Here is a 23023-nt window from a genome sequence, read left to right on the forward strand (position 1 = left end):
AGTCGAAGAACAGATCGCGACCCGACTTTACGACTTCCGGCCCTGCGATCTGTGACGGGTCTTCAAGCCAGCTGATCTTCGTACTCGTCAGCGTCCTCGTTCGTCCCGTCTTGCGGCGGAGTGTTCGCGAACTCGGCGCTCGACGGGTTGTGCGCATCGATCGACCGGAGCAACTTCGCCGCCTCTTCCAGTTCGTTCCCCATGCAGCACACGCTGATGACCACTTCCGCGAGCGCCGCGAACGGGAGGTCGTTTGTGAGTTCAACCCAGCGCGCGAGTTCGGTCGCGGTGAGTTCCGGCAACTTGCGGGCGAGGTACGCTTCGCGCATCCGGGCGTCCGGGGCGTCGATGCGCAGGATGCGGTCGAAGCGACGGGGGCGCGAGATGATGCGCCGGTCGAGTTTCTCCGGGTAGTTGGTCGTCGCGAGGTTCACGGCCTTGTCGACTTGGTGGTTGCCGTCGAGCCACTGGAGCAGTTCGGAGTCGCCGTACTGCTCGATGATGGCGTCGATGTCCTCGAACACGCACACGATCGGTCGGGTCGGTTCCACCTCGCGGAACTTCTGCATGCAGTGGATAAAGTGGCCGGGGTACTGGCAGTAAAACGCGAGGTGCCCGTCGGCGACCACATCCGAGATGATCTGGTTGACCAGCGACGACTTCCCGCACCCCTGCTTGCCGTAGAGCAGGTACCCGCGCCGGTGCAGGTACCCGTAGCGCGCGAACCGGTCGCCCAGCGCCCAGAACTTCTTGATCTCGTTCTGCACTTGAGCCGGGAGGCTGTCCGGGAAGTGGATCAGTTCGTCCGCCTGGACGTCGCGGCCCTGGTAGTTCGGGTGCCCGCAACTATCGAGGAACACGGTGTACGCGCCGGCCGGGAGCACGTCGGCCGTGCGCCCGCACACCTGGTACTTGTTCGGCCCGGTAATCATCCACTGGTAGCCGTACTCGTTGCGGACCGGGAGACGGTTCACCATTGTGCCCTCGAAGGGTGAGAATTCGCGAACAGGACCGCTGAAGTTGGTTCGTGGTTCGCGCGCGGAAATTGGGGAGCGGAGAAATTTGTAACCCAGCGCGGGGCCGAACGCAGTGTCGGTAGTCGGGCGAAAATCTTTGAGTCGCGGGCGCGCCCCGCGTAACGTAGCCGGGAACCGTTTCGCTACTCGCTCCCGGAGCCGCACATGCGTTACCGCGCGCTATTCGCGCTTCTCGCCGTCACCTTTTTTCTCACCAGTGCTTCGGCCCAGCCCAAGGTGGCCGCGCCGCCGGACGCGGTGTTCGACAAGTACCGCGCGGGCGACAAGGAGGCCGCCCGCAAGTTCTACAAGAAGCACATCGACATGAACGGGCTGTCGATCCTCGCGGCGAACGAGGTCGCGGACGAGGCGCTCGTGCGCACGCACCACATCGTCACGCACATGCTCGCGGGGCGCCCGGACGTACTGGAAGCGATGGCGAAGCACGGCACGCGGCTCATCATCATCGGCAAGGACCAAGTCTACACCGACATGCCGGAGTACCGGAACACCCCGAACCCGGCGTACATGAACGAGCGCGTGCGCGGGACCGGCGGGCTCGGGGTCACGAGCTTCGGCGAGGAGAACCTGTTGAACCTCGCGGGCGACCGGTACGACGACGAGAGCATCGGCGTCCACGAGTTCCTGCACACGGTTGATGCGGCCCTCGGGCGCGTCGACGTGGGCTGGCGCAACCGCCTGGGCGAAACGTACAAGGGTGCGCTGGAGAAGGGCTTGTGGAAGAACACCTACGCGGCCTCGAACCCGGCAGAATATTGGGCCGAGATCGCGCAGTGCTACTTCGACTGCAACCGCGTGAACAACTGGAACCACGGGCCGATCGCGACGCGCGAGCAACTGAAGCAGCACGACCCGGACGGCTACGAACTCGTGAGGAAGACGATGAACCTGAAGCCGGAGACCGACTGGCGGTACGCCCCGGTGCGCAAGCAGCCGAGCGTGATTGCCCCGCCCGCGCGGTTCAAGTTCGACGGGTACTACACCAAGTTCACATTCGCCCGCGAGTTCCCGGTGCTGGGGTCGAAACAGGTAAGCGACGCGGCCCTGCTCGCGGCGAACGATACCGTGCGCAAGATGTTCGCGTACCGGCACGACATCCTGAAAGCGATGATCGCGGACGGCGCGCGACTCGTGGTCCTCGGTCGCACGGAGAAGCTGAGCGACCTGCCCGAGTTCGCCGGCGCGAAGAACAAGACGGAACTCGATCTCGTGCGGTACCTCGACTACGCGCCGGCGCTGAAGCTGATGGTCGTCCCGGAGGAGAGCGTGCTCAAAGCGCCCGACGAGCCGTTCGCCGGGAAGTGCATGGTGGTGAGCGTGTTCGCGAAGGGGCTGTACCACGTCACCGCGACGCGCCCGGCAGACCCGGAGTTCGAGAACCGGCGCGAGAAGCAACAGTACGAACTGCGCGTGAAGCGACTGGACATCGAGTTCGACAAGAAGCTCACCACACTATTCGACGCGGCCAAAGACAAGAAGTTGTGGAAAGGCACGGCGGCGGCACGCGACCGCGCCGAATATTGGACCGCGGGCGTGGAGGCGTATTTCGACGCGGTCGGGACCGGAGTCGCTCCGAATGGGGCCGACCGACCCATCACGACGCGCGAGATGCTGAAGGCTTACGACCCTGAATTGTTCGCGCTGGTGGACGAGACGATGGCCTACAAGGAGCGCGTCGATTGGCGGGTGAAGCGGTAAGTCACGTTCGGCGCGCTGTGGTTACGCAGCGCGCCGAACAGTTCCGATCAGTAGTTGAGCGCACGACATAGGTCGTGGGTCACTGAGCCGGCTTGATCTCGAACTTACGGGCGACGGGCGCGGCGAGCTTGTAGATCTCGGCTTGCGCGGCATCGATCTTTTCCATCCGCTTCTTCAGTTCACTCGCCCGCCGCTCGGCCGCGGTCTCGGCGAGATCCTTCAGCCACTCCTTGTTCGGGAACTGGAACATCACCACGTCGTAGAACCGCTGCGCCACGATGCCGTTCTTCGCGTTGATCGCTTGCAGCACCTTGTTGCTCTGCTCCCACACCGGGCCGGTGGTGACGTTACCGAGGTTCACGCCCTTGCCCAGTTCCGCCGCGGAGAACTTGCCCACCGCAGTACCGTCGATGCTCACGGTGTAGTCGCCGTCCTTCAAACCTTGCACGGTCAGACCGTAGTAGTTCAGGTCTTTGAGTTCGTTCGTGTACGGCAGCATCGGCAGCCAGTCCTTCTGGACCGGGAGCGGCAGGGCATCGTCGGTGCGGGTGAAGGCTACGCTCGTAGGCGTGACTTCCAGACCGTCCACTTTGCATCCCTTACCGGCCGCTTGCGAGCTCTTCACTTCCACTGAAACGTCGCTCACGAGCGCCGGCGCCTTCAGGCCGGTGAGGATGGCGTGGGCCATGAGCATCCCGCCCGGAGGGGAGGTGTGGAACCCGTCGTAGTACGGCACGGCCTTCTTCGCCGCCGGGTCGTCCACTTCCATTTTGTCGGTCGCGGCGCGCGTGAGTGCGTACTGATCGACGAAGCTCACCTTGTGCTTGGCCGCGAGATCCTTGAGCGGCGCGTAGAACTCCTTCTGCGTTTCGACGTACTGCTTGCCGTTGCTCTTGTTGCGACGGTCCACCGCGTTGGGCGAGAGCAGCGCGACACGCGCCCCGGCCTTGTTCGCCATGTCGAGCATGGCCGCGGTCTTCTCGACGAACACCTTGTTCGTTTGTGGATTGAACGCGCCGTACCCGCCGTCGTTCATGCCGAAGTTGATCGTGATGGCTGTGGGTTTTTCGGCGAGAACGTGGGTTTGAAACCGGTTCGCGCCGCCGTTGGCGGTGTCGCCACCGATGCCCGCGTTGATGAACGCGAAGTTCCCCTTGGGCATCCGCGTGGTGAGGTACAGCTCGATGTAGGTCGAATACTGGTACTGCGCGGTGATGCTGTCACCGAGGAAGACGATGCGGTCGTTCGGTTTGAAGAAGAAGTCTTTTGCCGCCCCCTCTCCCGATGCGGCGGCCAGTTTGGGGTCAGCGGCGCGGAGGGTGGGTGGAGTAGGTGCGAGTCCGACAACAAATGCAGACACAAACGCGGCCGAAGCGAGCAAGCGAACCATCGGGTAAACCTCGTGCGGAAAGGTGGCACGAGGCGGATTGTAGCCGGTCGCGAGCCATTTGGACCGAAGAAAGGTGAGCGCTGCCCTTGTTCTTGGTAAAATGAGTTGAGAAGCTCAAAGCGAGGTGCAGAAACCGTGCTCAAGGCAAGTGAATTCATGCCGATTGCGTTTGAAGCGACCGCCGTCGGCTTCAATTTGAGCGCCTCGAGAAGTAAGCTCGCCGCCCGTCTGCTCAATCACTACGGCGACCGTATCGACGACATCACCGAGTTAGGTTTTACCCGACGGAAGCAATCCTACTCGGATGAGTTCCAAATCATGTTTGGGAGCGTGGGATTTCTTACGGTCGATCACATCAGGGCGAAGGTTGAATGCGGTTTTCCCGCCGAATCTGGTCCGGGAAAGAAATGGATACCCGAGCGCGTGAACTGGGCGGTCGATCTCCTCTCGCTGATCTTAGACTTTCACAAGCAACGAGCGTGCTCCTTGTGGTTTGAAATGACTTGGCTTCTTTGGGAGGAATCTTCCACGACTCGTCTGATAGATCAGCTGGGGTTAACTCGCTCCTTGAACGGGTTCTTTGCCGCGTCCCAAGAGTTTGAAATTCGTGGCGACTCGCAAACGGAATTGCCGGGGCTGTTCCCGGTAACGTGCGAGCTCACGATGGGGCGCATGGTAAACTACGAGCCGCCCGAAGATATTGGGGTTCAATTAAAGTACCGAAGCCCAGACAATCGACACGATGATGATTACCCTGTTGACTACTCTCGGGAGACACTCGACCTGTTCTTTGCAACTGCTCCAGAGGTCATGTATCAACAGTTCGATCGTTTGTTCCCGGATGGAGAAGCTCCATGAATACTTGGCCCCGGCAGGACAATCTCACTTTCGCCCTCTCGGACCGGTCGCGGCACAGTTCTGAACCTATCCGAGAGAAAAAATTCCGAGTCGTGCGCGGAGCTAAGGGGGCTTCGCGATTCCAGTTTTGTCGCACGAACGCGCGCGCGGACGACCAAGGCAAGATAGATGAACACCTCGCGTACTTGAAGCGCATGGCGACCGATGCGGTCGTGTCGCCCGCACTCGCGCACCGGGCCAAAGTTGTCTGGCATGTTGCTTGGATCTCTTTGGAAGGTGCATTGCCCGTTCCGGCAGCTGCCGCAATTACCGATGGACCTGTCGAGTATTTCTGGGAGATCGGGGCGCATCAGATGTCGGTCGAAATTCCGGTCGAAGGTGCGTGCCACTGGTTCTACCGGAACAAGACCACCGGCGAAGTGTGGGGCGGTGATAACCCAACCGACGACGTATTGCCCTTGCGCATCGTTCGCTATTTAGAGCGCCTCGTAGCGAGCAAACACTGATGCCGTCGGACGCCCAGCCCGAACCAATTATTCCTGGCCTGGACGGGACTCCCGTGCCTGGAGGGATACGCGCTATCCGCATGGGCAATGAACCCAAGCTCGACAATCTCAGTCCCGAAGCACTTCGACGAGTTCAAGAAGGGAAGGCGATCCCGTCTTTCTTTAAGTTGTCATCCGAAGACGAGAAGCAAATCGTCCCGCGCCTTTCCGTCTGGCTTGAACCATTGACCAGTGTAGCTCAAGCCTGGATTTTAGTTGGTGCGAATTTAAAACGTCGCTGGGTGTTATTCCTGAAGATCGACCAAATTCGCACTGTCATCGCACCGGCGGTAGAGAAGTTCCCGCAAACGCCGCCACTTGAAGTTGAATGGGAGCGTGCGACCCGGCTGACGGAAGCTGGTGATCGCGTTCCAGAAACCCGCACCGGGTGGGAAGGGCACGCAGGAATCACGAATCTGAACAAGGGAAACAAAACACAGCGAGAGGCAATCCGCTGGCAACTGGCCGATCTCGCTGTGGTACAAATCCTATCGGAAGAAGATTTGACTTCGTTTATCAATGAGCAGAAGTCAGACCATAAATCTTCCTCTACACCTTCTTAAACTGTGTGGTGAGTTCAAAGGTGCCGTCGGGCAGCGGAACTTTCTGGTAATCGCCAAAGAGGTTAGGCGCGTCCTTCTGGAGCACGTCGAGGACCGCCCCCGCGAGCTTGCGAATCTCGGGTTCGGCGAACGCGGACCCGCGTTGCTCGAAGAAGTGCCGCAGCGCGCGGGCGTTGGCGGTGATGAAAATCTTCGTCTCGGTCGCGTTCGGCAGCACGCTGCGTGCGGCTTGGCGCGCGGTCTTGCGCCGGGTGGTGCGGTCCGAATCGGGTGGGAGCATTGCAGCCGTGGCCGCTGCGGGATCGGCCAGTTTCGTGTTCAGCGCTTCGGCCAGTTTGACGTAGGCCGCGTGCGACTGCTTCACGGTTTCGAGCCAGATCGCGTGCAACTCGGGGTCGTTCGCGATGATGTCCGGCTCGACGTACTCGGCCACCGACTCATCCACATAGCGCTGTGAAAGTTGCGAGAACCCGAACCCCGCGCGGTGCCGCACCAGTTCGTGCGTGAGCGAACGCGACACCCCCGTGAGGAGCAAGTTCCACACGGCGTGCTCGAGCACGCTGCCGTGGCCGACTTCCTTGATGTGCGTGAGGTACGCCGCGTTCCCGCCCGGGCGGGGCTTCGCGAAGCTCATGTAGCACACGCGCCCGGCCGTTTCGGTGAGCACCTCGCCGGCGACCTCGCTGTCGCTCTCCCAGCTCACGCCGTGGTCCGCGAGGAAGCGATCGAGTTCGGCGTCGTCCACCGTTTGCTTGCCGAGAACGTACACCGACGGCTCGGTAATGACGCGAATGCCGGTATCCACTGTGGAAACTGTGGGGTGAGGAGTTGGCACAACCATGTGCGAGGTCCGTCCATAAGGTACGATGTAATCATCTTAATCGACTGTTCCGATTGTGTGAATTGAGTCCGAGTTGCCCATGTCACGTTTCGACGTGTCGCAGGCCGCGCCACACGAACTGTTGCCCGCGTGCCGGCTGTTGTTCGCCCGATCTGGTGCCGCAGACCGCGATCAGTTCGTGGAGCGCTGTCACGACCGGCTCCTTTCGGACGGCGAAGCGTCGCGCATTTTTGTCGCACGAGAAAGCGGGCGACTACGGGCGGCGGCCCTCGTTCAAACGCTACCGGGAGCACTCGGAATCGCGTTACCACCGCGCGGTCATTCCCGACAATTCGAGGACGCAGTTACGGCCGCCGCGTGCGCGTGGCTCCGCGAACGCGGCGTGAAGGTTTGCCAGGCGTTTGCCGCCCAGAACGAACGCGACGAAATGGCCCCACTCGAGCGCCACGGTTTCAAACACACCACGCAGTTGGTGTTCTTGCGGCACTCGGGCACCCGAACAAAAAGCTCGGCGCAACCAACCCCTCGGTTAACGTTCGCGTTCAGTGCGCCCCCGCTCGTCGATCACATGGAAGACACGCTCCTCGCCACACACATAGACAGCCTCGACTGCCCCGAGCTGAACCGCCCGCGAACCGCCGCCGAGATCATGCGGGGCTTCGCCGAGACCCCTCATTCCGAATGGTATCTCGCGACGCGGGGCGACGAGCACGTCGGCTTGGCGATCATCGAACCGGGCGCGGAGGGGGCGATTGATTTGACGTACCTGGGCATCGAACCCACGAAGCGCGGGCGCGGATTCGGTTCGGAATTATTGAACTTTGTTATCACCTCGGTTGCGTACTCCGGCCCGCTGAACGTATCCGTCGATGCCCGGAACGCACCGGCCATGCGCCTCTACGCACGGCACGGGTTCGCCGAGTACGATCGGCGCGAGGTTTGGCTCGCGTCGTGGAGCATCTAACTTCACTCTGATTTCGTTCAAGTACACCTTCGCGCTTTCAACTGGGGCACTTGCGCCAAACGGCGCCATATTGCGCCTTCTGGCGCGATTACTGCGCGCATACCCGGCGCGCGTGACTCTGCCGGCCGCGCCAAGCCCCGTTCCCGGATACCGCCACTTACCGACCTTCCTGCGCGTAGGCGCGGGGCTCGGGGCGCAGATATTGAAAGGAACTCAGAATCGCACCGGGGAGTTTGTCTGTGCCACCCCGACTCGCTACTCGTGCTCTCGCATACCAGGACACGCCGGTTTCGGCCGCCCCCGTGCGGACGGGACCGTCCGTGCAAGCCCTGGCCGACGCGGTCTCGTCCCGCGTCGGGGCCGCGCGCTTCAACCTCTGGTTCCAGGGGAACGCGACGTTCGTCCCGCTCGGCGGCCGGATCGTCGTCGCGACCCGGAACCAGCACATGCAGGAGTGGCTCGAGCACACATTCGGCACGGCCGTGAAAGCGGCGGTCGCCGAAGTCTACGGCGCGGACACGACTCTGCGGTGGGCTGTGGACAACCTCCCCCTCGAAGAAACGCGGAGCGAGGAAAACGGAGCGCGGAGCGAAGACAAGAAGAGCGAGAACCGGGATCGTGGGGCCGCGCGGAGCGAAGACAAGAAAGCCGCGGATTCTGCTTCCAAATCTGCCCTCCGCGCTCCGCACCCCGCGATTCCCCAAGTCGACTTGTTCGGCGACCCGGTCTCGCAACCGAAGCCGAAGGTCAAGCGCCCCGATCCGGAAGCGGAAGCCCTCGCTCGGCCGATCTCGTCGCAGCGCACCGGGCGCCGGTGGAAGTCGCTCGCGGACTTCGTCAGCGGCCCGTGTAACCGCGTCGCGCACGCTTCAGCGCTCAGCGTGATCGAAGAACCGGGGCAGGGGGCGAACCCGCTCGTGGTTCACGGCCCGGTCGGGACCGGTAAGACGCACCTCCTCGAAGGCATCTACGCGGGGATGAAGCGGCAGAGCGATCAGCGCCCGTGCTACGTAACCGCGGAAGAGTTCACCACGCGGTTCGTGCAGGCGTCGCGGCTCGGCAAGATGTCCGCGTTCCGGCGCCAGTTCCGCGAGTGCAGCACGCTGCTCCTCGACGATCTGCACTTCCTCGCGACCAAGAAGGCCACGCAGGAAGAGTTCCTCCACACGTTCGATGCGCTCGTGGCCGATGGTCGGCAGGTCGTGGTGACAATGGATTGCCACCCGCGCCTGGCCGACGAACTGATGCCGGAGTTGCTCGACCGGCTCCTCGGCGGCGCGGTGTGGGGCCTGATGCCCCCGGACCCGGAGACGCGGCTCGAAATCCTCCGCAAGAAGTCGTGCGGCCCCGGGCCGATGATTCCCGACGCCGTGCTGAAGGCGCTCGCGAACACGCTCCGCGGGAACGTGCGGGAACTCGAGGGCGCGGTGAACAGCGTGCGCCACTATGCGAAGGTGACCGGGCGCCCGGCAGACATGGCGACGGCCCGTGAAGCGCTCGGCGACCTGCTCCGGCACGCGGTGCGGGTGGTTACCGTTGCGGACGTGGACGCGGCCGTGTGTACGACGCTCCGGCTCGCCGCGGGTACGCTGCAATCAAAGGCCCGCACCTGGGCCGTCAGTCACCCGCGCATGATCGCGATTTACCTGTCCCGCAAGCACACGGCCGCGACCTATGGCGAAGTGAGCAAGCACTTCGGCGCGAAGACGCACAGCACGGCGGTGGCGGCGGAGAAGAAGGTGCGGGCCTGGCTCGACAAGAACGCGAGCGTGGCCATCGGCGACCGCGAATGGTCGGTGAAGGAACTGGTCGACCGCATCGAGCGCGAACTGCAGCGCTGAGCGGCCCGCTACTTTTTCTCCCATCGCCCGATCGCGCGCTTTGCTTCCTGAGTGCGGAACGCTCCCGCGTGACCGGCGGCCAACTCCTTCAACAGCGTGCGCGAACTGTCAGTGCCAAGCGCTTCGAGTAACTCGATCGCGCGGCAATCGGTGACCTTGCTCTCATCGGTTTCGCGCTCCCCCCTTGCGGCCGGTTTGAGGCGCATCCTCACGATCTTAACCGCCGCCTCCGGTTCGCGGGCGAGGCGCGCCATCGCGAGGTACGCATCTTTTGCGTTGGGGGCTGTGAGCGTGTCCCATAACTTCGCTGCGCTCGTTTCTTTCTTGAGCGCGTCCGGCAACGGCACGGACTGGAGCCGCACGTCCCACACGAGAACGGTGTGATCCCCGCCCGCGGTGAGGAGCTTCGTCCCGTCGGGGGTGAACCCGAGTACGCGAACTTCGCCGCGGTGTCCCTGCAACGTGCGGCGAAGTTCGCTAGTGACGGTTTCGCTCAAATGAAGGACGTCCGGCTCATCCAGGTTCCATAACCAGGCGTATTGACCGGTACTTGGTGCCAGCGCGACACCGCGCGGATCGCCTTGGCTCCCGTCATACTCGTCCCGAACAGTATGTACCTCCGACATTAGCCGGCCGGTTCCGGCTTCCAGGGTGCGCAACCCCTTGAGGGACCGATCGATTAATAACCGCGGGTTCGGGCGCAGTGAGAGCAACGTGAGGGGTCGGTTGGGGGCGTCCTTCCATGCGGTAGTTAGCTCCTTGCCAGTTTTCGCGTCCCAGCACTGCGGCGAACAGCCGTCCGCAAATACTGCAGCGCCGTCGAATGTGAACCCGGGCGTACCCTCACTTAATAGCCCTTCCAAGGCAAACCGCTTCTTGCCACTCGGCCAGTCCCATACTGTGAGGTATTTCGGGTTCCCGGTCCATGTCAGCGCTGCTTTGCCGTCGGGAGCGAACACGACGAAGTGCGGTTCTAGTTCCGCCATGCCGCCGGGCAGCGGCACTTCCAAACTGGCGAGCAAATCGCGCGCGACCAAGTGGGTTTTCGTGCTGTAAAGCACCGTCGTCCCGTCCGGCGTAAACGTCGGTCGGTTGAGGTAACGGTTCGTATCGAATAGTCCCGGTGCGCCGGCAAACGCGCGCAGTTCCTTTCCTGTCGCAACGTCCCACAGCCGCACGGTTTCGTCTTCGGCCCACGTCAGAAGGCGTTTGCCATCGGGCGACAGTTCCGCGTGCTCGACCGGCGCCCGGTGCCCGGTTACTTCTTCAAAGGGGCGCAGTGTATTCGCGCCCCACAGCCGGACCAACCCGTAACAATCCGCGGTCGCAATCGTGGCGCCATCGGCCGACACCGCAACCGCGCGCGGCGCATCGGCGTGCCCTTCGAGCCGGCCGAGTTCCTTCCCGGTTTTCAGGTCGATGACGAACGTCTGGCGGTCGATGGCGACGAACACCTCGCACCCGCTCGGAGCGAACACGAACGCGCCCCTGTCGTCCGGCCCGCCGTCAAGTTGAGCTGCCGTGTACCGCCACCGGGTCAGCGCGCGGCGCTTGCCGGTCGCAAAATCGAACAGATCGAAGCCCCATTCTTCTTGTTCAGCCGTATACACGACGATCGCGCTGGCGTCGGGCGCGAGCATGAGGCGATTTGCGCCCGGCGCTCGTACCGGCTTCCCCGGCCTGCCCGTGGCCACGTCCCACACGGTCGCGGTGCATTCCCGGGTACCGGGGTTCGCAAGCGCGCGGAACGTGACGATCTTCTTGCCGTCCGCAGAGAGGTGTACCGCGTCGGCTCCTTCTGCACCGAGATCGATCGCGCCAATTCGTGTGAGTTTGGCTGCAGTGGGCGCCGATTTCAGTTCAAACACGTGAACCGCGTGCCGCCCGTCTGCGGACTTCCACCGCGCCGCACCCCGCGTGCCGTCGGCGCTGAACTCGAAGTCGGTGTACTCGGGGCCGTGTTTCGGACGCACCACGTTGAGCCAATCACCCAATTCAAAATAAGGAGTGACCGATATTACGGGCGGCGGAACAATTTTCGGATCAGTGAAGTCCCACACGCGGAAATCGTCCGGGAACAGCTCGCCGGTCCCATTTTTCGGCCCCGGTTCGGCGCGGCACACAACAGCGAACGCGCCGCCTTTTCCCCACACCAACCCCCGGAACAATTCGCTGTTCACTTTCTGTTCGCGGATCGGCTTTCCGGTGCTCGCGTCCCACGTTGTCACTGCCAGTAACCCGATTCCGGCCTCTCTCACCGTAACAAACTGCTTACCATCGGGCGAAAGGGCGAGGTGCGTAACCACCCCACCGGCGCGGAAGCGGTCGTCGCCCAGGCGCGCGACGGCGCCCGGCGGCAGGTCGGCCGCGGACGCGATTTGTGCGAGAAACAGCAGAGCGATCGACAGCGCGGCACGCGACATCGGGAACCCTCCGGCCGCATGGTAGCCGAACGACGCAGTTCGCCGCGAGACGAACCTGTTACCGGTGGAATGTGCTGTGGGTGCCGCACGTTGGCGAGTCCGGCACTAGTTCTGCTTTACCCCATTTCGGCCGCAGTCCGCCGGCCCCTTGCGGCGCGTGTTGTGCGTCGGTATCCCAACCCCGACCGACCGCCCATCACGCATCACAACGGAGGCGCGCGTGCGCACGCTCATCACCGGCGGAGCCGGGTTCATCGGGTCTCACCTGTGCGAACGGTTCCTCGCCGAGGGGCACGAAGTCATCGCCGTGGACAACATGATTACCGGCGACCTCGCGAACCTCGACCCGTTCCGCACGAACCCGCGGTTCCGGTTCATCGGGCACGACATCTCCGCGCCGCTGAAAGTGAAGCAGAAGCTCGATAACGTTCTGCACTTCGCCAGCCCCGCCAGCCCGGTCGATTACCTCGAGCACCCGATCCCGACGCTGAAGGTCGGCTCGCTGGGCACGCACAACACGCTCGGTCTCGCCAAGACGCACGGCGCGCGCTACCTGCTCGCCAGCACCAGCGAGGTGTACGGCGACCCGCTCGAGCACCCGCAGAAGGAGAGCTATTGGGGCAACGTGAACCCGATCGGCGTGCGCGGGTGCTACGACGAAGCGAAGCGGTTCGCCGAATCCATCACGATGGCCTACCACCGCGCCCACGGCGTGAACACGCACATCATTCGCATCTTCAACACGTATGGCGAGCGCATGCGGCTCAACGACGGGCGCGTGCTGCCGAACTTCATGTACCAGGCGCTGATGGGCGAGCCGATCACCGTGTACGGCGCCGGGGGACAGACGCGGAGCTTTCAGTACGTGTCCGACTTGGTCGAGGGGATCTGGCGGTTGCTGTTCACGGACTTCCACGACCCGGTGAACCTCGGCAACCCGGCCGAAATCACCATTTTGGAGTTCGCAGAGGAGATTCGGAAGCTCGCGGGCAGCAAGAGCGAAATTGTGTTCAAACCGCTGCCACAGGACGACCCGAAGGTGCGTCAGCCGGACATCACCCGCGCGCGGCATCTTCTGGGCTGGGAACCGAAGGTCGGCCGCGACGAGGGGTTGAAGCGGACGATGGACTTCTTCCGCAACAAGTTGGGGAAGTGAGTCTTCTCACCGGAGCCGCAGGAACTTGTTCATGCGGCGCTCCAGGCGCTCCCAGACCGCGCCCGTGGGCGTGCTCACGGCCGGGAGCCGTTCGGGAAAGTGCGTGAGTTTACCGTCCGGGTTCACCTGGGCGAAGCCGAAGAGCGCTTCCGCCCACGGGCCGTTATCGTCCCACGGGGCGCCCACCAGTCCGCACACCAAATAGGCTGCCGTTCGGTGCAGTACGGCACCCTGGATCTCCACCACGATGCCCACCGGCACCGGGCGCAGGCACTCCATGTTCAGCACGCGCCGCAGCACGAGGTTCGCTTCCGGGCCAATGTGCTTCCACGCGGTCGCGTAGCCCGCTTCGAGCACGAGCCGGAGCATCGCGCCCGCGTACAGCGTGCCGTGGTGGTTCGCGTCGGCGGGGAGAACGAGTTTGTGGCTGTGTGTGATGGCCATGACGGGCAATCGGTTGACCGGCTCGGGTCCGGTGGAATCGCCTACTCGATGAACGGGTTCACCACTGCGCCGCGGTTCGCGGACCGCGCCAGTGGTAACTGCGGGTCCACCCGACCGTGCTACTTCTGCCCGAACGAGTGCCACCCCGTGAACGACCGGTTCGGTTTCCACTGTCGCTCCCTCGTACCCATCGACGTGACACAAAACAGCGGTTCACCTTCGAGCGGCGGAAGTTCGACACGCGAAGCGGACCCGGCAATTGTTCGCAGCGCGCTCACGGGCAGTTTCAACCGTGCCGCACGTGACGGAGCGAGTGGAACGTTCAATTCCCACGCGGCGGATACCGCACTGCGTTCGGAGGCGATGCAACGGAACCGGTCAACACCGGCGCCACCGGGCACACAAATCGTACACACCGTCCGCGCGTATCTTTCACCCGGCAGCGCCCTTTTACCGACGCGCCGGCGGCGAAACAAGGGCACCTGCGCAACGGATTTCCGGTTCCCAGGAGGGCGTACCCGCTCTCCTGGGAACCGTTCTTCGCGTCGAAAGAAGAATGCGGGCACGGCGCCCGCGGTTCCAAGAAATGTCGCACGGTCAGTTGTTCGAGGCGCTCCGGCGCTGGATGAGCTCGCTTCGCACTTTGGAGAAGTCCGGATCGCGGCGGTTCACGGCGTCCCATTCCGGAGTGGTCAGCGCGTCCGCGTCACGGAAGCCCGCGTCGATCGCCTTACGCAGCGCGGCGACGGCTTTCTTCGCGTCGCTGATCTTGGCCGAGTCCGTTCCCCGCGTCGCGGCCGCGCACCCGGCGAACGTGTGGGCGACCGCGAACAGATCCTCGGGGGTCTTCGCGACGCGCTCCAGTTCATAGGCAACGTTGGCCGCTTCGGGCGGGTGGTCCGCACGAATTTCGAGCGAGGCGACCATCCGCAGCGCGGCGACCCGCGTGGCGTCGTACTTCTTGTCGGCCAAGTTCTTGGGGTTGCTCAGACCGACCTTCACGGCTTCGAGGAACACCAGCTTTTCGTTCGCGAGTTCGACGACCGGCCCGAGTAGCGGATCGTCCTTCATCCGCTTCACCTCGTCCCGTGCTTGCTCGTACCAGTCCTTCGCGGCAGACAGTTGCCGAACCTCGGTGTTGATGTCGCCGCACCGGATCAGTGCGAGAGCGAGTCGGCGCTGGCCCGCTTTGGTGCGCGAGTCCGCGTTGTTCTTGAGCGCGACCCACAGCGCGATCGCGTGCCGCGCGGACGCAAGCGCCTGGGTGCTGTTACCGAGGGTCGCGTAGAACCCGGCGAGCCGCTCCCACGCGCTGGCCTCTTCTTCCTTTGCCTGGACGTTCTCCTTGTCGAGTCGCGCGAGTTTCTGGAACCGGTCGAGCGAGTTCTGCCACACGATCAGGGCGCCGGTGGGGTGCCCGTCGTTCGCGAGCACCTGGCCCCACTTGCCGTAAGCCAGGGCGATGTCGCGCTGGGCCTGTGCGCTGCCCTTGTTGGCAGCGGCCAGGGCCACGAGCATCTTCGTGGCGCGGCTCGCGAGCTGGTTGGCCGGCGCGGGCTTCCCCTCGGCGCAGTGCGCGTCCGCCTGCTTGTACAGCCCCACCGCGAGATCGCGCTTTAAACTCGCCGATTCACCGTCCTTGGCCTCCGCCTTCGCGAAAATCTCCACACACGCTTGAAACGCGCTCACGGCCCCTTTCGGGTCTTTGAGGGCGAGTTTACAGTCGCCGATGTGCTGCCACCCGTGCGCGCGTTCGAGCTTGGCCGCCGCGCTCTCTTGATCGAGTTCTTGAAGCGCCGTCAGCAGCGCGAACGACGCCTCGTACTCCACAAGGGCGTCTTTCGCGTAACCCCCGGCGAGGAGCGCGTCGCCGTAGCACCGCCGGGCGAGCGCGAGGTCGCGCTGGGCCTTCGCCGATTTGGGGTCGATCGTTTCGAGGGCCTGGCACCCCTCCTTGCTCTTTTTGCCGTTATCGAGCGCGCGCACGATGTCGCCGGTGCGGATCTGAACCAGCCCGAGTCGGCCGTACAGGAGCGCGCGATCGGCGCCCGCGCCCGCGTTCTGAGGGTCGACCACCATCAATTCATCGAGCACCCGAATCCCGTCCTCGTAATCCCTGGCGGCCGCACCCATTAGCGCGCGATCGAAGTGGACCTCGCCCAATCGAGCGTGCGCGTCCGCGCGTTCGCGCTGAACGTCGGCCCGATCGCGCGGGAACTTCGGGGCCAGTTCGGTTCGCAGTTTCAAGCACTTCCCGGCGCTCTCGCTCGCGCCGTTCGTGTCCCCCGTGCGGAGTTGCAGGCCCGCGAGTGCGTCGAGGCTGTCCGCAAAGTCGCGCGTGCGGTCGAGGTTACCGAGCGCGTCTTCGGAAAGCTTCTGGCGCGCGGCCAGGGCGAGCTTGCAGTCGTCAACGGCTTTGCCGGTTTCGCCGCGCTCCATGCGAATCAGGGACCGCCGCGCCCGCGCCGCGGCGAGGTCTTGCTGCGCGACCACATCGGTCTTGTCCGCGGCGAGGGCCTCGAAAATTGTGACGGCTTCGTTGATCGCGGTGAGCGCGGACGTCGTGTCGCCCGCTTGAACGTGGATGCCCGCGAGCTTGTCGAGCGCCCGGGCCAGGTCGCGGTCCGCGCCGCGGAGATCGGCCGCACGCTCTTCGGGGGTCCGCGCGTCGCCATCCGCGGCCAGTCTCTTGACGTCCCGGGCCACCTTGACCGCTTCGAGGAACTGCTCGCGCGCCCGCGTCGTTTCGCCGACGAGTTGGTACACCTCGCCCATTTGCCGGTGTGCCGAAACCAGCGTCCGGTCGGCCCCGATGTCGCCCTCGACCTTGCCCTCGATGAGCTTCTTGAGGCCGTCGGTGGCGTTCAGCAGCAGCGTTTTCCGAATCGCCTGCATCCCGGCGCGGTCGGCGAGCTTCTTGTCGAGGTCGTGGACGAGCGTGTTGTACGCTTCGACCGCCTTCTCGTAGCGCGAGCGCGCCACGTCGCGTGCGAGTCCGACCCGGACCTTCTCGGCCTCCGTCCGCTCCTTCTCCTTCGTCACTTGCACGAGCGCCTTGGCCGTTTCCTTCTCCTGTGCGGCCACCTTGTCGCGTTCCGCGGCCGTTTCCTTTTCCTTCTCGGTCACGAGGTCGAGGGCCGTCTGCGTGCTCTTTCGGCCCTCGTTAATGGCCCACGCGATGCCCCCGGCCGCGAGCACGCCCGCCAGGAGCAGCGACGCGCCGGTCGCGATCCGGGCCGGGTGCCGGCGCGCCCAGCGCGCGAGGCGGGCTGTCAGTGGATCGCGGTACGCGCTCACCGGCTCGTCGGAGAGCCACCGCTCCACATCGGTCGCCAGGTCCAGCGCGGTCGCGTAGCGGTCGTTTTGGTTCAGCGCCATCGCCTTGCGGCAAATCGCGTCGAGCGGCTTCGGGCAATCGGCGTTCACCGCGGCCGGCGGCTCGAACGCGCCGCGCCGCACCTGATTGAGCGTCTCCACCGCGCTCTTCCCGACGAACGGGGCGCGGCCGGTGAGGATGGCGAACAGCGTGGCACCGAGCGAGTACACGTCGGCCCGCGGACCGACTTTGTCGATCTCCCCGGCCGCCTGCTCGGGCGGCATGTACGACGGCGTGCCGACCGCGGTCCCGGCCATCGTCATGTGCGACGGCAGATCGGTCGCCTCCGGATCGTGGCGGAACCCGGCTTCGGCCGTGGCCCGCATGATGCGGTCGAAGTCGGGGCCGTCCGACAACGATTTCGCGAGCCCCCAGTCCACGACGAGTACTTCGCCGAACTTGCCGACCATCACGTTCGCCGGCTTGATGTCGCGGTGAATGATGCCCTTGTCGTGTGCGTAGGCAATAGCCTTACACACGTAGACGAAGCGCGACAGCAGGTTCCGGAACGCGACCGTGCGCGGGGTCTCTTTTTCGCCCGAAGCGGGCACCGGGTCCGCGCCGGGTTCGGTCGGCTTCGGTTCGGCCTTTTCGACTTTCTCGGTCTTTTCGGCCCCCAGCGCCCGGCCCGCGGCCGTCGGACCGTGGTAACGATCGATTTCGTCTTTGAGCGTTTCGCCGCGAATGAACCGCATCGCGTAGACGGGCCGGCCGCGCGCGTCGTTCACGAGACCGAAGACGGGCACCACGCCGGGGTGGTCGAGCCGGGCCGTGAGTTCGGCTTCCGTCAGGAAGCGCCGACGACTGCCGGGATCGTCCGCGTACCGCGACTTGATGCGCTTGACCGCGACCTCGCGGTTCAGTTCGGTGTCGCGCGCAGTGAACACTTCGCCCAACCCGCCGCTCGCGTGCAGCCCCTTGAGCGCGAACCGGCCGACCATCGTGCCGCTGGTTTGCGGCGCGGAAACCGACACGCCCGGCCCGGCGGACACGGAAATAGGGGAGGTGTCGTGCGACAGGTCGCCGGAGATGCCGCCCGACATCGCGCCCGAGGCGGCGGTGCGGCCCGCGGGCGACGGCAGGGTCGCGCCGGGCTCGGCGACGTTAGAACCGACAACCGTTCCAGCGTCCGGGGCCGAGTGCGCGGCCGAGATCCGGGTCACATCGGCGGCGTCGTTCGTCTCCCCCTGCGCGGCCGGAGCCGTGGCGGAAACCAGTGTGGCACCGTCGTCGACCGCTACGGGGTAAGCGAGTGTCGCGTCCGGGGCGACCGGTGGCGGGGTGATGGCCGCCACCGGTGCTCCGGCGGAACCAATTTCCGGCGCGGCGCCCGGCAACAGTGTTGGCTCGACCTCGTCCGGGTCGCTTGGCGAAGCCATGATCGACGGTCCTCCGGGTGGAGGTGATTACGGGAACTGTTAGCGTAACCTTTCGCGTGCCGATCGGGAACGGCAACGGGATAGAAAGAGTGGGGAAATGGGAAGTCTGGATGGGCGCGGCAGGACGCGATCAGCGGACGCGGTCGACCCCCGTTTATCTCTGTTGGGATCGTGCATTTGGGCCACTTCACGCACAAAACAAGCCACATACAAAAAACGCGCCGTTACCGCGTAACTGACATCGCGTATACCAAAAATAGATGTGAAAATAACCGACAGCGTAATCAACATGCGAGCGGCTGCGTTGAAATCTTGGTGCGACGGCGCGGCGTGCGCCCACCGGTAGTGGCCAAAAGCGCCGGAAAACTCGCGCCGCGCCGTTCGCGAGGTCTCAATAAAACGCCCGCTAACGAGAGCAAAGGGCCAATTTAAGACGACGGTGCGCCGGGCGTAGCCTCCAACGGCCCAAATGTTAGCAATTGTTAGCCGTCGGCGCTGAAATGCTGAAAAACCAAGGATTCCCCGCACTACAAAACGTCAGCAGCACGGGCAAAGCGAGCAGCAAATGTTAGTGCGGGTTAGCCAAAAGCGCTAACCCGCCCGGAACAATAATAATTAGACAAGATCGAATTTACAAACGCATTTACATTTAAAAACTGCTAACGATCGCTCCCGACTCAGCGCCCCATTTTGCCCATGAGCGCGAGGAACTCGGCGTTGGATTTGGTCTTCGCCAGCCGCGCGACCAAGCCCTCCATCGCCTCGACCGGCTTCTGCTGCATGAGGCTCCGGCGCAGGAGCGTGATCTGCTCCAACGTTTCCGCCGGCAGGAGCCGCTCTTCCTTCCGCGTCCCGGACGCGCCGAGGTCGATCGCGGGGTACACGCGGCGCTCGGCCAGCGCCCGGTTCAGCACCAGTTCCATGTTCCCGGTGCCCTTGAACTCCTGAAAGATCACCTCGTCCATGCGGCTACCGGTTTCGATGAGCGCGGTGCCCAAGATGGTGAGGGTGCCGCCCTCCTCGAACGCGCGGGCCGCGCCGAACAGGCGCTTCGGCACGTCGAGCGCCTTGCTGTCCACGCCGCCGCTCATCGTGCGCCCGCTGCCGGACGTTTTGTTGTACGCGCGGGCGAGGCGCGTCAGGCTGTCGAGCAGCACGACGGAGTCCTTGCCCTGCTCGGTCAGGCGCTTGGCGCGCTCCACCACGAGTTCCGCGAGCCGGGTGTGGTTCGCGGTGTTCTGGTCGGAACTGGACGCGATCACCTCGACCGGCGGCGGGGTCGTGGAGCCGGCCTCGGCCGCCTTGCGCACGATGTTCCGCTTGATATCCGTGACCTCTTCGGGCCGTTCGTCCACGAGCAAGATCATGAGGTGAACGTTCGGGTGGTTGGTGATGACGGCCTGCGCGATGTGTGTGAGCAGGACCGTCTTACCCGAGCGCGGCGGGGCCACGATCAGCCCGCGCTGGCCCATCCCGATGGGCGTGAACATGTCCATCACGCGCGTGGTGAGCGGCTCGGGGCCGGTTTCGAGCCGCAGCCACTTCGTGGGGTCGACCGGCGTGAGTTCGTCCCAGGCGCGGCGGCGGAATAACTTCGGGTCCGCCCCCTCGATCTCGGTGACGGACGCGAGCCGCGGACCCGAGCCGCGGCGCGGCGGCTCAAGCGCGCCGCCGAGCATCACGCCCTCCGCGAGATTCAGCTTGTGAATGAGCGGCCCGGGAACATAGGCGTCGTTCGGCGTGGGGGCATAGTTCCTGGCGGGGTTACGAAGGAACCCGTGCCCCCGTGGGTGCATCTCCAGCACGCCCAGCGCGCTGTTGCGAGGATCAGACATGCGGGAACTCTACTCTCGTACAGGAACCTGGCGCCCGGTGCGAAAACCGAGTGCAGCGGAAACAGAAAGCCAAGAGGAAAAACGGCAGTCATCGACCGCGGGACGGGTGCGAGCGTTTTCTCGGCAAGTGGGAGAGATTCTAACCCCCATTGTGGACAAACGCGAGAGAGAAACAACGGGAGTTTGCAGATAGCGACTCGCACCAACGGGCCGGGGCTGTTAGAGTCACGGCCCCGGGGTACTCGGGCAAACAAAATAGGGTCACCGAACGTCACGCGCTCCGACTCCCGGGCGCAGCGCTTCCAGGTGCGGACCTCCGGGCGGTTCCGCACCCGCGCCCCCGAGGGACCACCCCACACTACGTAAGGTGATGATTCCATTCTTCATCGGTGAATACTCGGAGATGTTCTTACAATAACGTGGCCATGAGCGCGTCGCCACGTATCTTTGACACCCTCAGATCCGACGCGCGTAAGAACGCACTCGAAGACTCGACGAGTAGCCCTTACATTCGCGATCGCCCTCTGTTTCGACCAGGTCTTTAGTTCTCGGCCCAATCACATTCTCGAACTGGGATTCCGGAGCACTATGCCTCATTTCTCGCGCCGTTCGCTTCTCGCTTCTGCCGCAATTCTCGCAACAGGAGGCATCACCCGCGCCCACGCCTGGACCCCCGATGTCCCCATGACGGGAACAGCAAACGAGAACCTCGCACCGTTCGATACGCTGTTCACCGACTTCATTACCGACCACAAGATTCCCGGCGCCGCGGTCGCGATCACGCGCGCCGGGAAGCTCGTTTACGCGCGCGGGTTCGGCTACGCCAAAGTCGCGAAGAAGGTGGACGTTCAGCCGGATGCGCCCTTTCGTATTGCGAGCGTCTCCAAGCCGATCACCGGCGCCGCGGTCGTGGCCCTCGCCGAACGGGGCAAGGTGAAGCTCGACGACCCGGTTCTCAAGTACGTGAAACTCGATCCCTTTCTGACCGGTGGGGCGAAGGTCGACGAGCAGTGGGCGAAAATCACCGTTCGCCAGTGCCTTCAGCACACCGGCGGCTGGGACCGCGACAAGAAGGGCGGGTTCGACCCGATCGCGGTCCCGTGCCGGATCGCCCGCGAGATGAAACTCGCGAGCGACGCGCCGACCCCGTGCGACGTCGTGCGGTACATGATGGGCCGCCCACTCGATTTCGCCCCGGGCTCGAAAATGGCGTACTCGAACCTCGGGTACCTCGTCCTCGGGCGCGTGATCGAATCGGTCACGGGCCAGAAGTACGAGCCGTGGGTCCGGAAGAACGTGCTCGCGCCGGCGGGCGCCGGGGGCATGTCGTTGGGGCGCGGGGTGCCGGAAAAGCGCGCGAAGGGCGAAGTCTGTTACTACGACTCGAAGAAGCGCACCGGGCGCTGCCTGTACGCGCCGCGGGCCGGGGACCAGGTGCCGCGCCCGGACGGGGCGGACAACATCGAGGGCTTCGAGGCGCACGGCGGCTGGGTCGGGTCGGCCATCGATCTGGTGCGGTTCGCGTCCGCGTTCGATTACGACAAAAAATCCCCGCTGCTCTCCGCGACCGGGATCACCGAAATGTGGGCGCGGCCCGATGGCGAGGCCGGATTCGACCCCGAGAAGCACCCCAGGGTTACGTATTACGGTTGTGGGTGGAGCGTGCGCCCCGTCGGGAAAGCGGGAAAGGCGAACACGTGGCACGACGGTTCGATCCCCGGTACGGGCGCGCTTCTGGTGCGCCGGTGGGACGGGCTGAACTGGGCGGTACTGTTCAACACCGATGCGACAGCCGGCGGTCACCACCCGTCCGCACTCATCGACGAAGCGATGCACGCCACCGCCGGAACCATTAAACAGTGGCCCGCGGGTGACTTGTTCGAGAAATTCCCCGCACAGGAAGTGAAGTAAGTTCATCCGCGGCAACAAGATTCACACCATTCGCACGAGCAAAAACAACTCGGCTGTCGCTCGTGTGCTCTATCTGGTAACCTTGAATCAACTAAAACCGGGATTTTTTCCCGACCAACAGAGGCATTCGAGACAAGTAGTTGGTAGTTGACCGTGGCGCGAAATTGTGCGGTGCGAACAAATGGCACTGCACAACCAACGAACAAGAGAGCATTAACTGGCGCTGCGAACGCCCCCGTAACCTCCAGCCCGAGGGCCGGACATGAAGCCTCTCCAATTTCTCACACGACACCCGATCGCCGTTCTCGGCGTTCTCGGCACGGCGTTCGTGGTCTGGATCGGTCAGGATGTATTTCGTGGGTTTGGACTGACCAGCCCACCCCAACTGTCGGACGACGTCGTTGTTCTTGATATTAGGCAGATTCCCCCCAATTTTGAACGACCAAAGTTCACACCGCAAGGAACAGCCCAAACCTTGCCGAAGCTCAAGCCGGGAATGACGCGCACGGAAGTCGAAGGGCTCGTCGGCGCGCCCGTACCCAGCGACATCCACCCCGCGACGATCACGGGAGGAAAGGTTACGTACCACACGGCTTACGAGGCCGATCTCGAACCGCCGGCCACCGTGCGCCCGATCCGTCACACGAAGGTGATCGGCCCCGCACCGGCTCGCACGCTGGTCACGTTGGAATTCGACGCCACACAGCCCGGGCACCCGTTGGTCGAAGTTCACTACCCCGACCCGCTTTTCTGATCGTCACT

At 64.0% G+C, this 23023-nt stretch carries 16 protein-coding genes; 9 read left to right on the top strand and 7 right to left on the bottom strand.

All coding sequences use genetic code 11. The features are described from left to right. Positions 1 to 62 precede the first annotated feature (62 nt). Complete coding sequence (locus J8F10_RS25515; protein ID WP_210658773.1) at positions 63 to 977, bottom strand: AAA family ATPase; 915 nt, start codon at positions 975 to 977, stop codon at positions 63 to 65. 204 nt (positions 978 to 1181) lie between these two features. Here J8F10_RS25515 and J8F10_RS25520 point away from each other — a divergent pair, with 204 nt between their 5' ends. After that, entirely contained in the window at positions 1182 to 2735 is a 1554-nt protein-coding gene (locus J8F10_RS25520) for a hypothetical protein (protein WP_210658775.1), read from the top strand. Between the two features lie 79 nt (positions 2736 to 2814). Here J8F10_RS25520 and J8F10_RS25525 read toward each other — a convergent pair whose 3' ends face one another. After that, a complete protein-coding gene (locus J8F10_RS25525; RefSeq protein WP_210658777.1) occupies positions 2815 to 4125 on the bottom strand; it encodes an SGNH/GDSL hydrolase family protein in 1311 nt (436 codons plus the stop codon). 135 nt (positions 4126 to 4260) lie between these two features. Here J8F10_RS25525 and J8F10_RS25530 point away from each other — a divergent pair, with 135 nt between their 5' ends. The 3 genes from J8F10_RS25530 to J8F10_RS25540 are packed head-to-tail and all read left to right on the top strand — an operon-like array spanning position 4261 to position 6091. Then, positions 4261 to 4983: a hypothetical protein gene (locus J8F10_RS25530; RefSeq protein ID WP_210658779.1), complete on the top strand. Its 723-nt coding sequence runs from the start codon at positions 4261 to 4263 to the stop codon at positions 4981 to 4983. Next, complete coding sequence (locus J8F10_RS25535; RefSeq protein ID WP_210658782.1) at positions 4980 to 5489, top strand: hypothetical protein; 510 nt, start codon at positions 4980 to 4982, stop codon at positions 5487 to 5489. The genes J8F10_RS25530 and J8F10_RS25535 overlap by 4 nt, the downstream gene beginning before the upstream one ends. Continuing rightward, a complete protein-coding gene (locus J8F10_RS25540) occupies positions 5489 to 6091 on the top strand; it encodes a hypothetical protein (RefSeq protein WP_210658783.1) in 603 nt (200 codons plus the stop codon). The genes J8F10_RS25535 and J8F10_RS25540 overlap by 1 nt, the downstream gene beginning before the upstream one ends. On the opposite strand, the gene thyX is transcribed toward J8F10_RS25540, so the two are convergent. Further along, positions 6078 to 6884 carry an FAD-dependent thymidylate synthase gene (gene thyX, locus J8F10_RS25545; RefSeq protein ID WP_390891150.1) on the bottom strand — a complete coding sequence of 269 codons (807 nt, stop codon included), beginning with the start codon at positions 6882 to 6884 and terminating at the stop codon, positions 6078 to 6080. The genes J8F10_RS25540 and thyX overlap by 14 nt on opposite strands. Positions 6885 to 7011: 127 nt before the next feature. Between thyX and J8F10_RS25550 the strand changes: the two genes are divergently transcribed. Both J8F10_RS25550 and J8F10_RS25555 read left to right on the top strand, forming a co-directional pair. Further along, complete coding sequence (locus J8F10_RS25550; RefSeq protein WP_210658787.1) at positions 7012 to 7896, top strand: GNAT family N-acetyltransferase; 885 nt, start codon at positions 7012 to 7014, stop codon at positions 7894 to 7896. Between the two features lie 239 nt (positions 7897 to 8135). After that, positions 8136 to 9737 (top strand): chromosomal replication initiator protein DnaA, encoded by a 1602-nt coding sequence (locus tag J8F10_RS25555; protein WP_315854163.1) that lies wholly within the window; start codon positions 8136 to 8138, stop codon positions 9735 to 9737. Between the two features lie 8 nt (positions 9738 to 9745). Here the strand turns inward: J8F10_RS25555 and J8F10_RS25560 are convergent, their stop codons facing one another. Further along, positions 9746 to 12160, bottom strand: coding sequence for a WD40 repeat domain-containing protein (locus tag J8F10_RS25560; protein ID WP_210658789.1), 2415 nt, complete (start codon positions 12158 to 12160; stop codon positions 9746 to 9748). Positions 12161 to 12380: 220 nt separating this feature from the next. Here J8F10_RS25560 and J8F10_RS25565 point away from each other — a divergent pair, with 220 nt between their 5' ends. Beyond that, positions 12381 to 13316 carry a UDP-glucuronic acid decarboxylase family protein gene (locus J8F10_RS25565; RefSeq protein ID WP_210658791.1) on the top strand — a complete coding sequence of 312 codons (936 nt, stop codon included), beginning with the start codon at positions 12381 to 12383 and terminating at the stop codon, positions 13314 to 13316. Between the two features lie 6 nt (positions 13317 to 13322). On the opposite strand, the gene J8F10_RS25570 is transcribed toward J8F10_RS25565, so the two are convergent. The 3 genes from J8F10_RS25570 to rho form a co-directional block, all read right to left on the bottom strand. After that, positions 13323 to 13760, bottom strand: coding sequence for an acyl-CoA thioesterase (locus J8F10_RS25570; RefSeq protein ID WP_210658794.1), 438 nt, complete (start codon positions 13758 to 13760; stop codon positions 13323 to 13325). Positions 13761 to 14357: 597 nt separating this feature from the next. Beyond that, positions 14358 to 18515 (bottom strand): serine/threonine-protein kinase, encoded by a 4158-nt coding sequence (locus J8F10_RS25575; RefSeq protein WP_210658796.1) that lies wholly within the window; start codon positions 18513 to 18515, stop codon positions 14358 to 14360. 677 nt (positions 18516 to 19192) lie between these two features. Next, positions 19193 to 20350: a transcription termination factor Rho gene (rho, locus tag J8F10_RS25580; protein WP_210658798.1), complete on the bottom strand. Its 1158-nt coding sequence runs from the start codon at positions 20348 to 20350 to the stop codon at positions 19193 to 19195. A 684-nt stretch (positions 20351 to 21034) separates the two neighbouring features. Between rho and J8F10_RS25585 the strand changes: the two genes are divergently transcribed. Together J8F10_RS25585 and J8F10_RS25590 are read left to right on the top strand one after the other, a co-directional pair. Then, positions 21035 to 22261 carry a serine hydrolase domain-containing protein gene (locus tag J8F10_RS25585; protein ID WP_246523572.1) on the top strand — a complete coding sequence of 409 codons (1227 nt, stop codon included), beginning with the start codon at positions 21035 to 21037 and terminating at the stop codon, positions 22259 to 22261. Positions 22262 to 22757: 496 nt separating this feature from the next. Next, on the top strand, positions 22758 to 23015 hold the full coding sequence (locus tag J8F10_RS25590; RefSeq protein WP_210658803.1) for a hypothetical protein: 258 nt from the start codon (positions 22758 to 22760) through the stop codon (positions 23013 to 23015). The last annotated feature ends 8 nt before the right edge of the window (positions 23016 to 23023 follow it).

This window comes from Gemmata palustris (assembly GCF_017939745.1).
Lineage (GTDB): Bacteria > Planctomycetota > Planctomycetia > Gemmatales > Gemmataceae > Gemmata > Gemmata palustris.

Coding starts and splice junctions, on each gene's coding strand:
- J8F10_RS25590 (WP_210658803.1), top strand. CDS start 22,758: ATGACGCGCACGGAAGTCGAAGGGCTCGTCGGCGCGCCCGTACCCAGC.
- rho (WP_210658798.1), bottom strand. CDS start 20,350: ATGTCTGATCCTCGCAACAGCGCGCTGGGCGTGCTGGAGATGCACCCA.
- J8F10_RS25535 (WP_210658782.1), top strand. CDS start 4,980: ATGAATACTTGGCCCCGGCAGGACAATCTCACTTTCGCCCTCTCGGAC.
- J8F10_RS25585 (WP_246523572.1), top strand. CDS start 21,035: ATGACGGGAACAGCAAACGAGAACCTCGCACCGTTCGATACGCTGTTC.
- J8F10_RS25560 (WP_210658789.1), bottom strand. CDS start 12,160: ATGTCGCGTGCCGCGCTGTCGATCGCTCTGCTGTTTCTCGCACAAATC.
- J8F10_RS25520 (WP_210658775.1), top strand. CDS start 1,182: ATGCGTTACCGCGCGCTATTCGCGCTTCTCGCCGTCACCTTTTTTCTC.
- J8F10_RS25550 (WP_210658787.1), top strand. CDS start 7,012: ATGTCACGTTTCGACGTGTCGCAGGCCGCGCCACACGAACTGTTGCCC.
- J8F10_RS25540 (WP_210658783.1), top strand. CDS start 5,489: ATGCCGTCGGACGCCCAGCCCGAACCAATTATTCCTGGCCTGGACGGG.
- J8F10_RS25515 (WP_210658773.1), bottom strand. CDS start 977: ATGGTGAACCGTCTCCCGGTCCGCAACGAGTACGGCTACCAGTGGATG.
- J8F10_RS25575 (WP_210658796.1), bottom strand. CDS start 18,515: ATGGCTTCGCCAAGCGACCCGGACGAGGTCGAGCCAACACTGTTGCCG.
- J8F10_RS25525 (WP_210658777.1), bottom strand. CDS start 4,125: ATGGTTCGCTTGCTCGCTTCGGCCGCGTTTGTGTCTGCATTTGTTGTC.
- J8F10_RS25570 (WP_210658794.1), bottom strand. CDS start 13,760: ATGGCCATCACACACAGCCACAAACTCGTTCTCCCCGCCGACGCGAAC.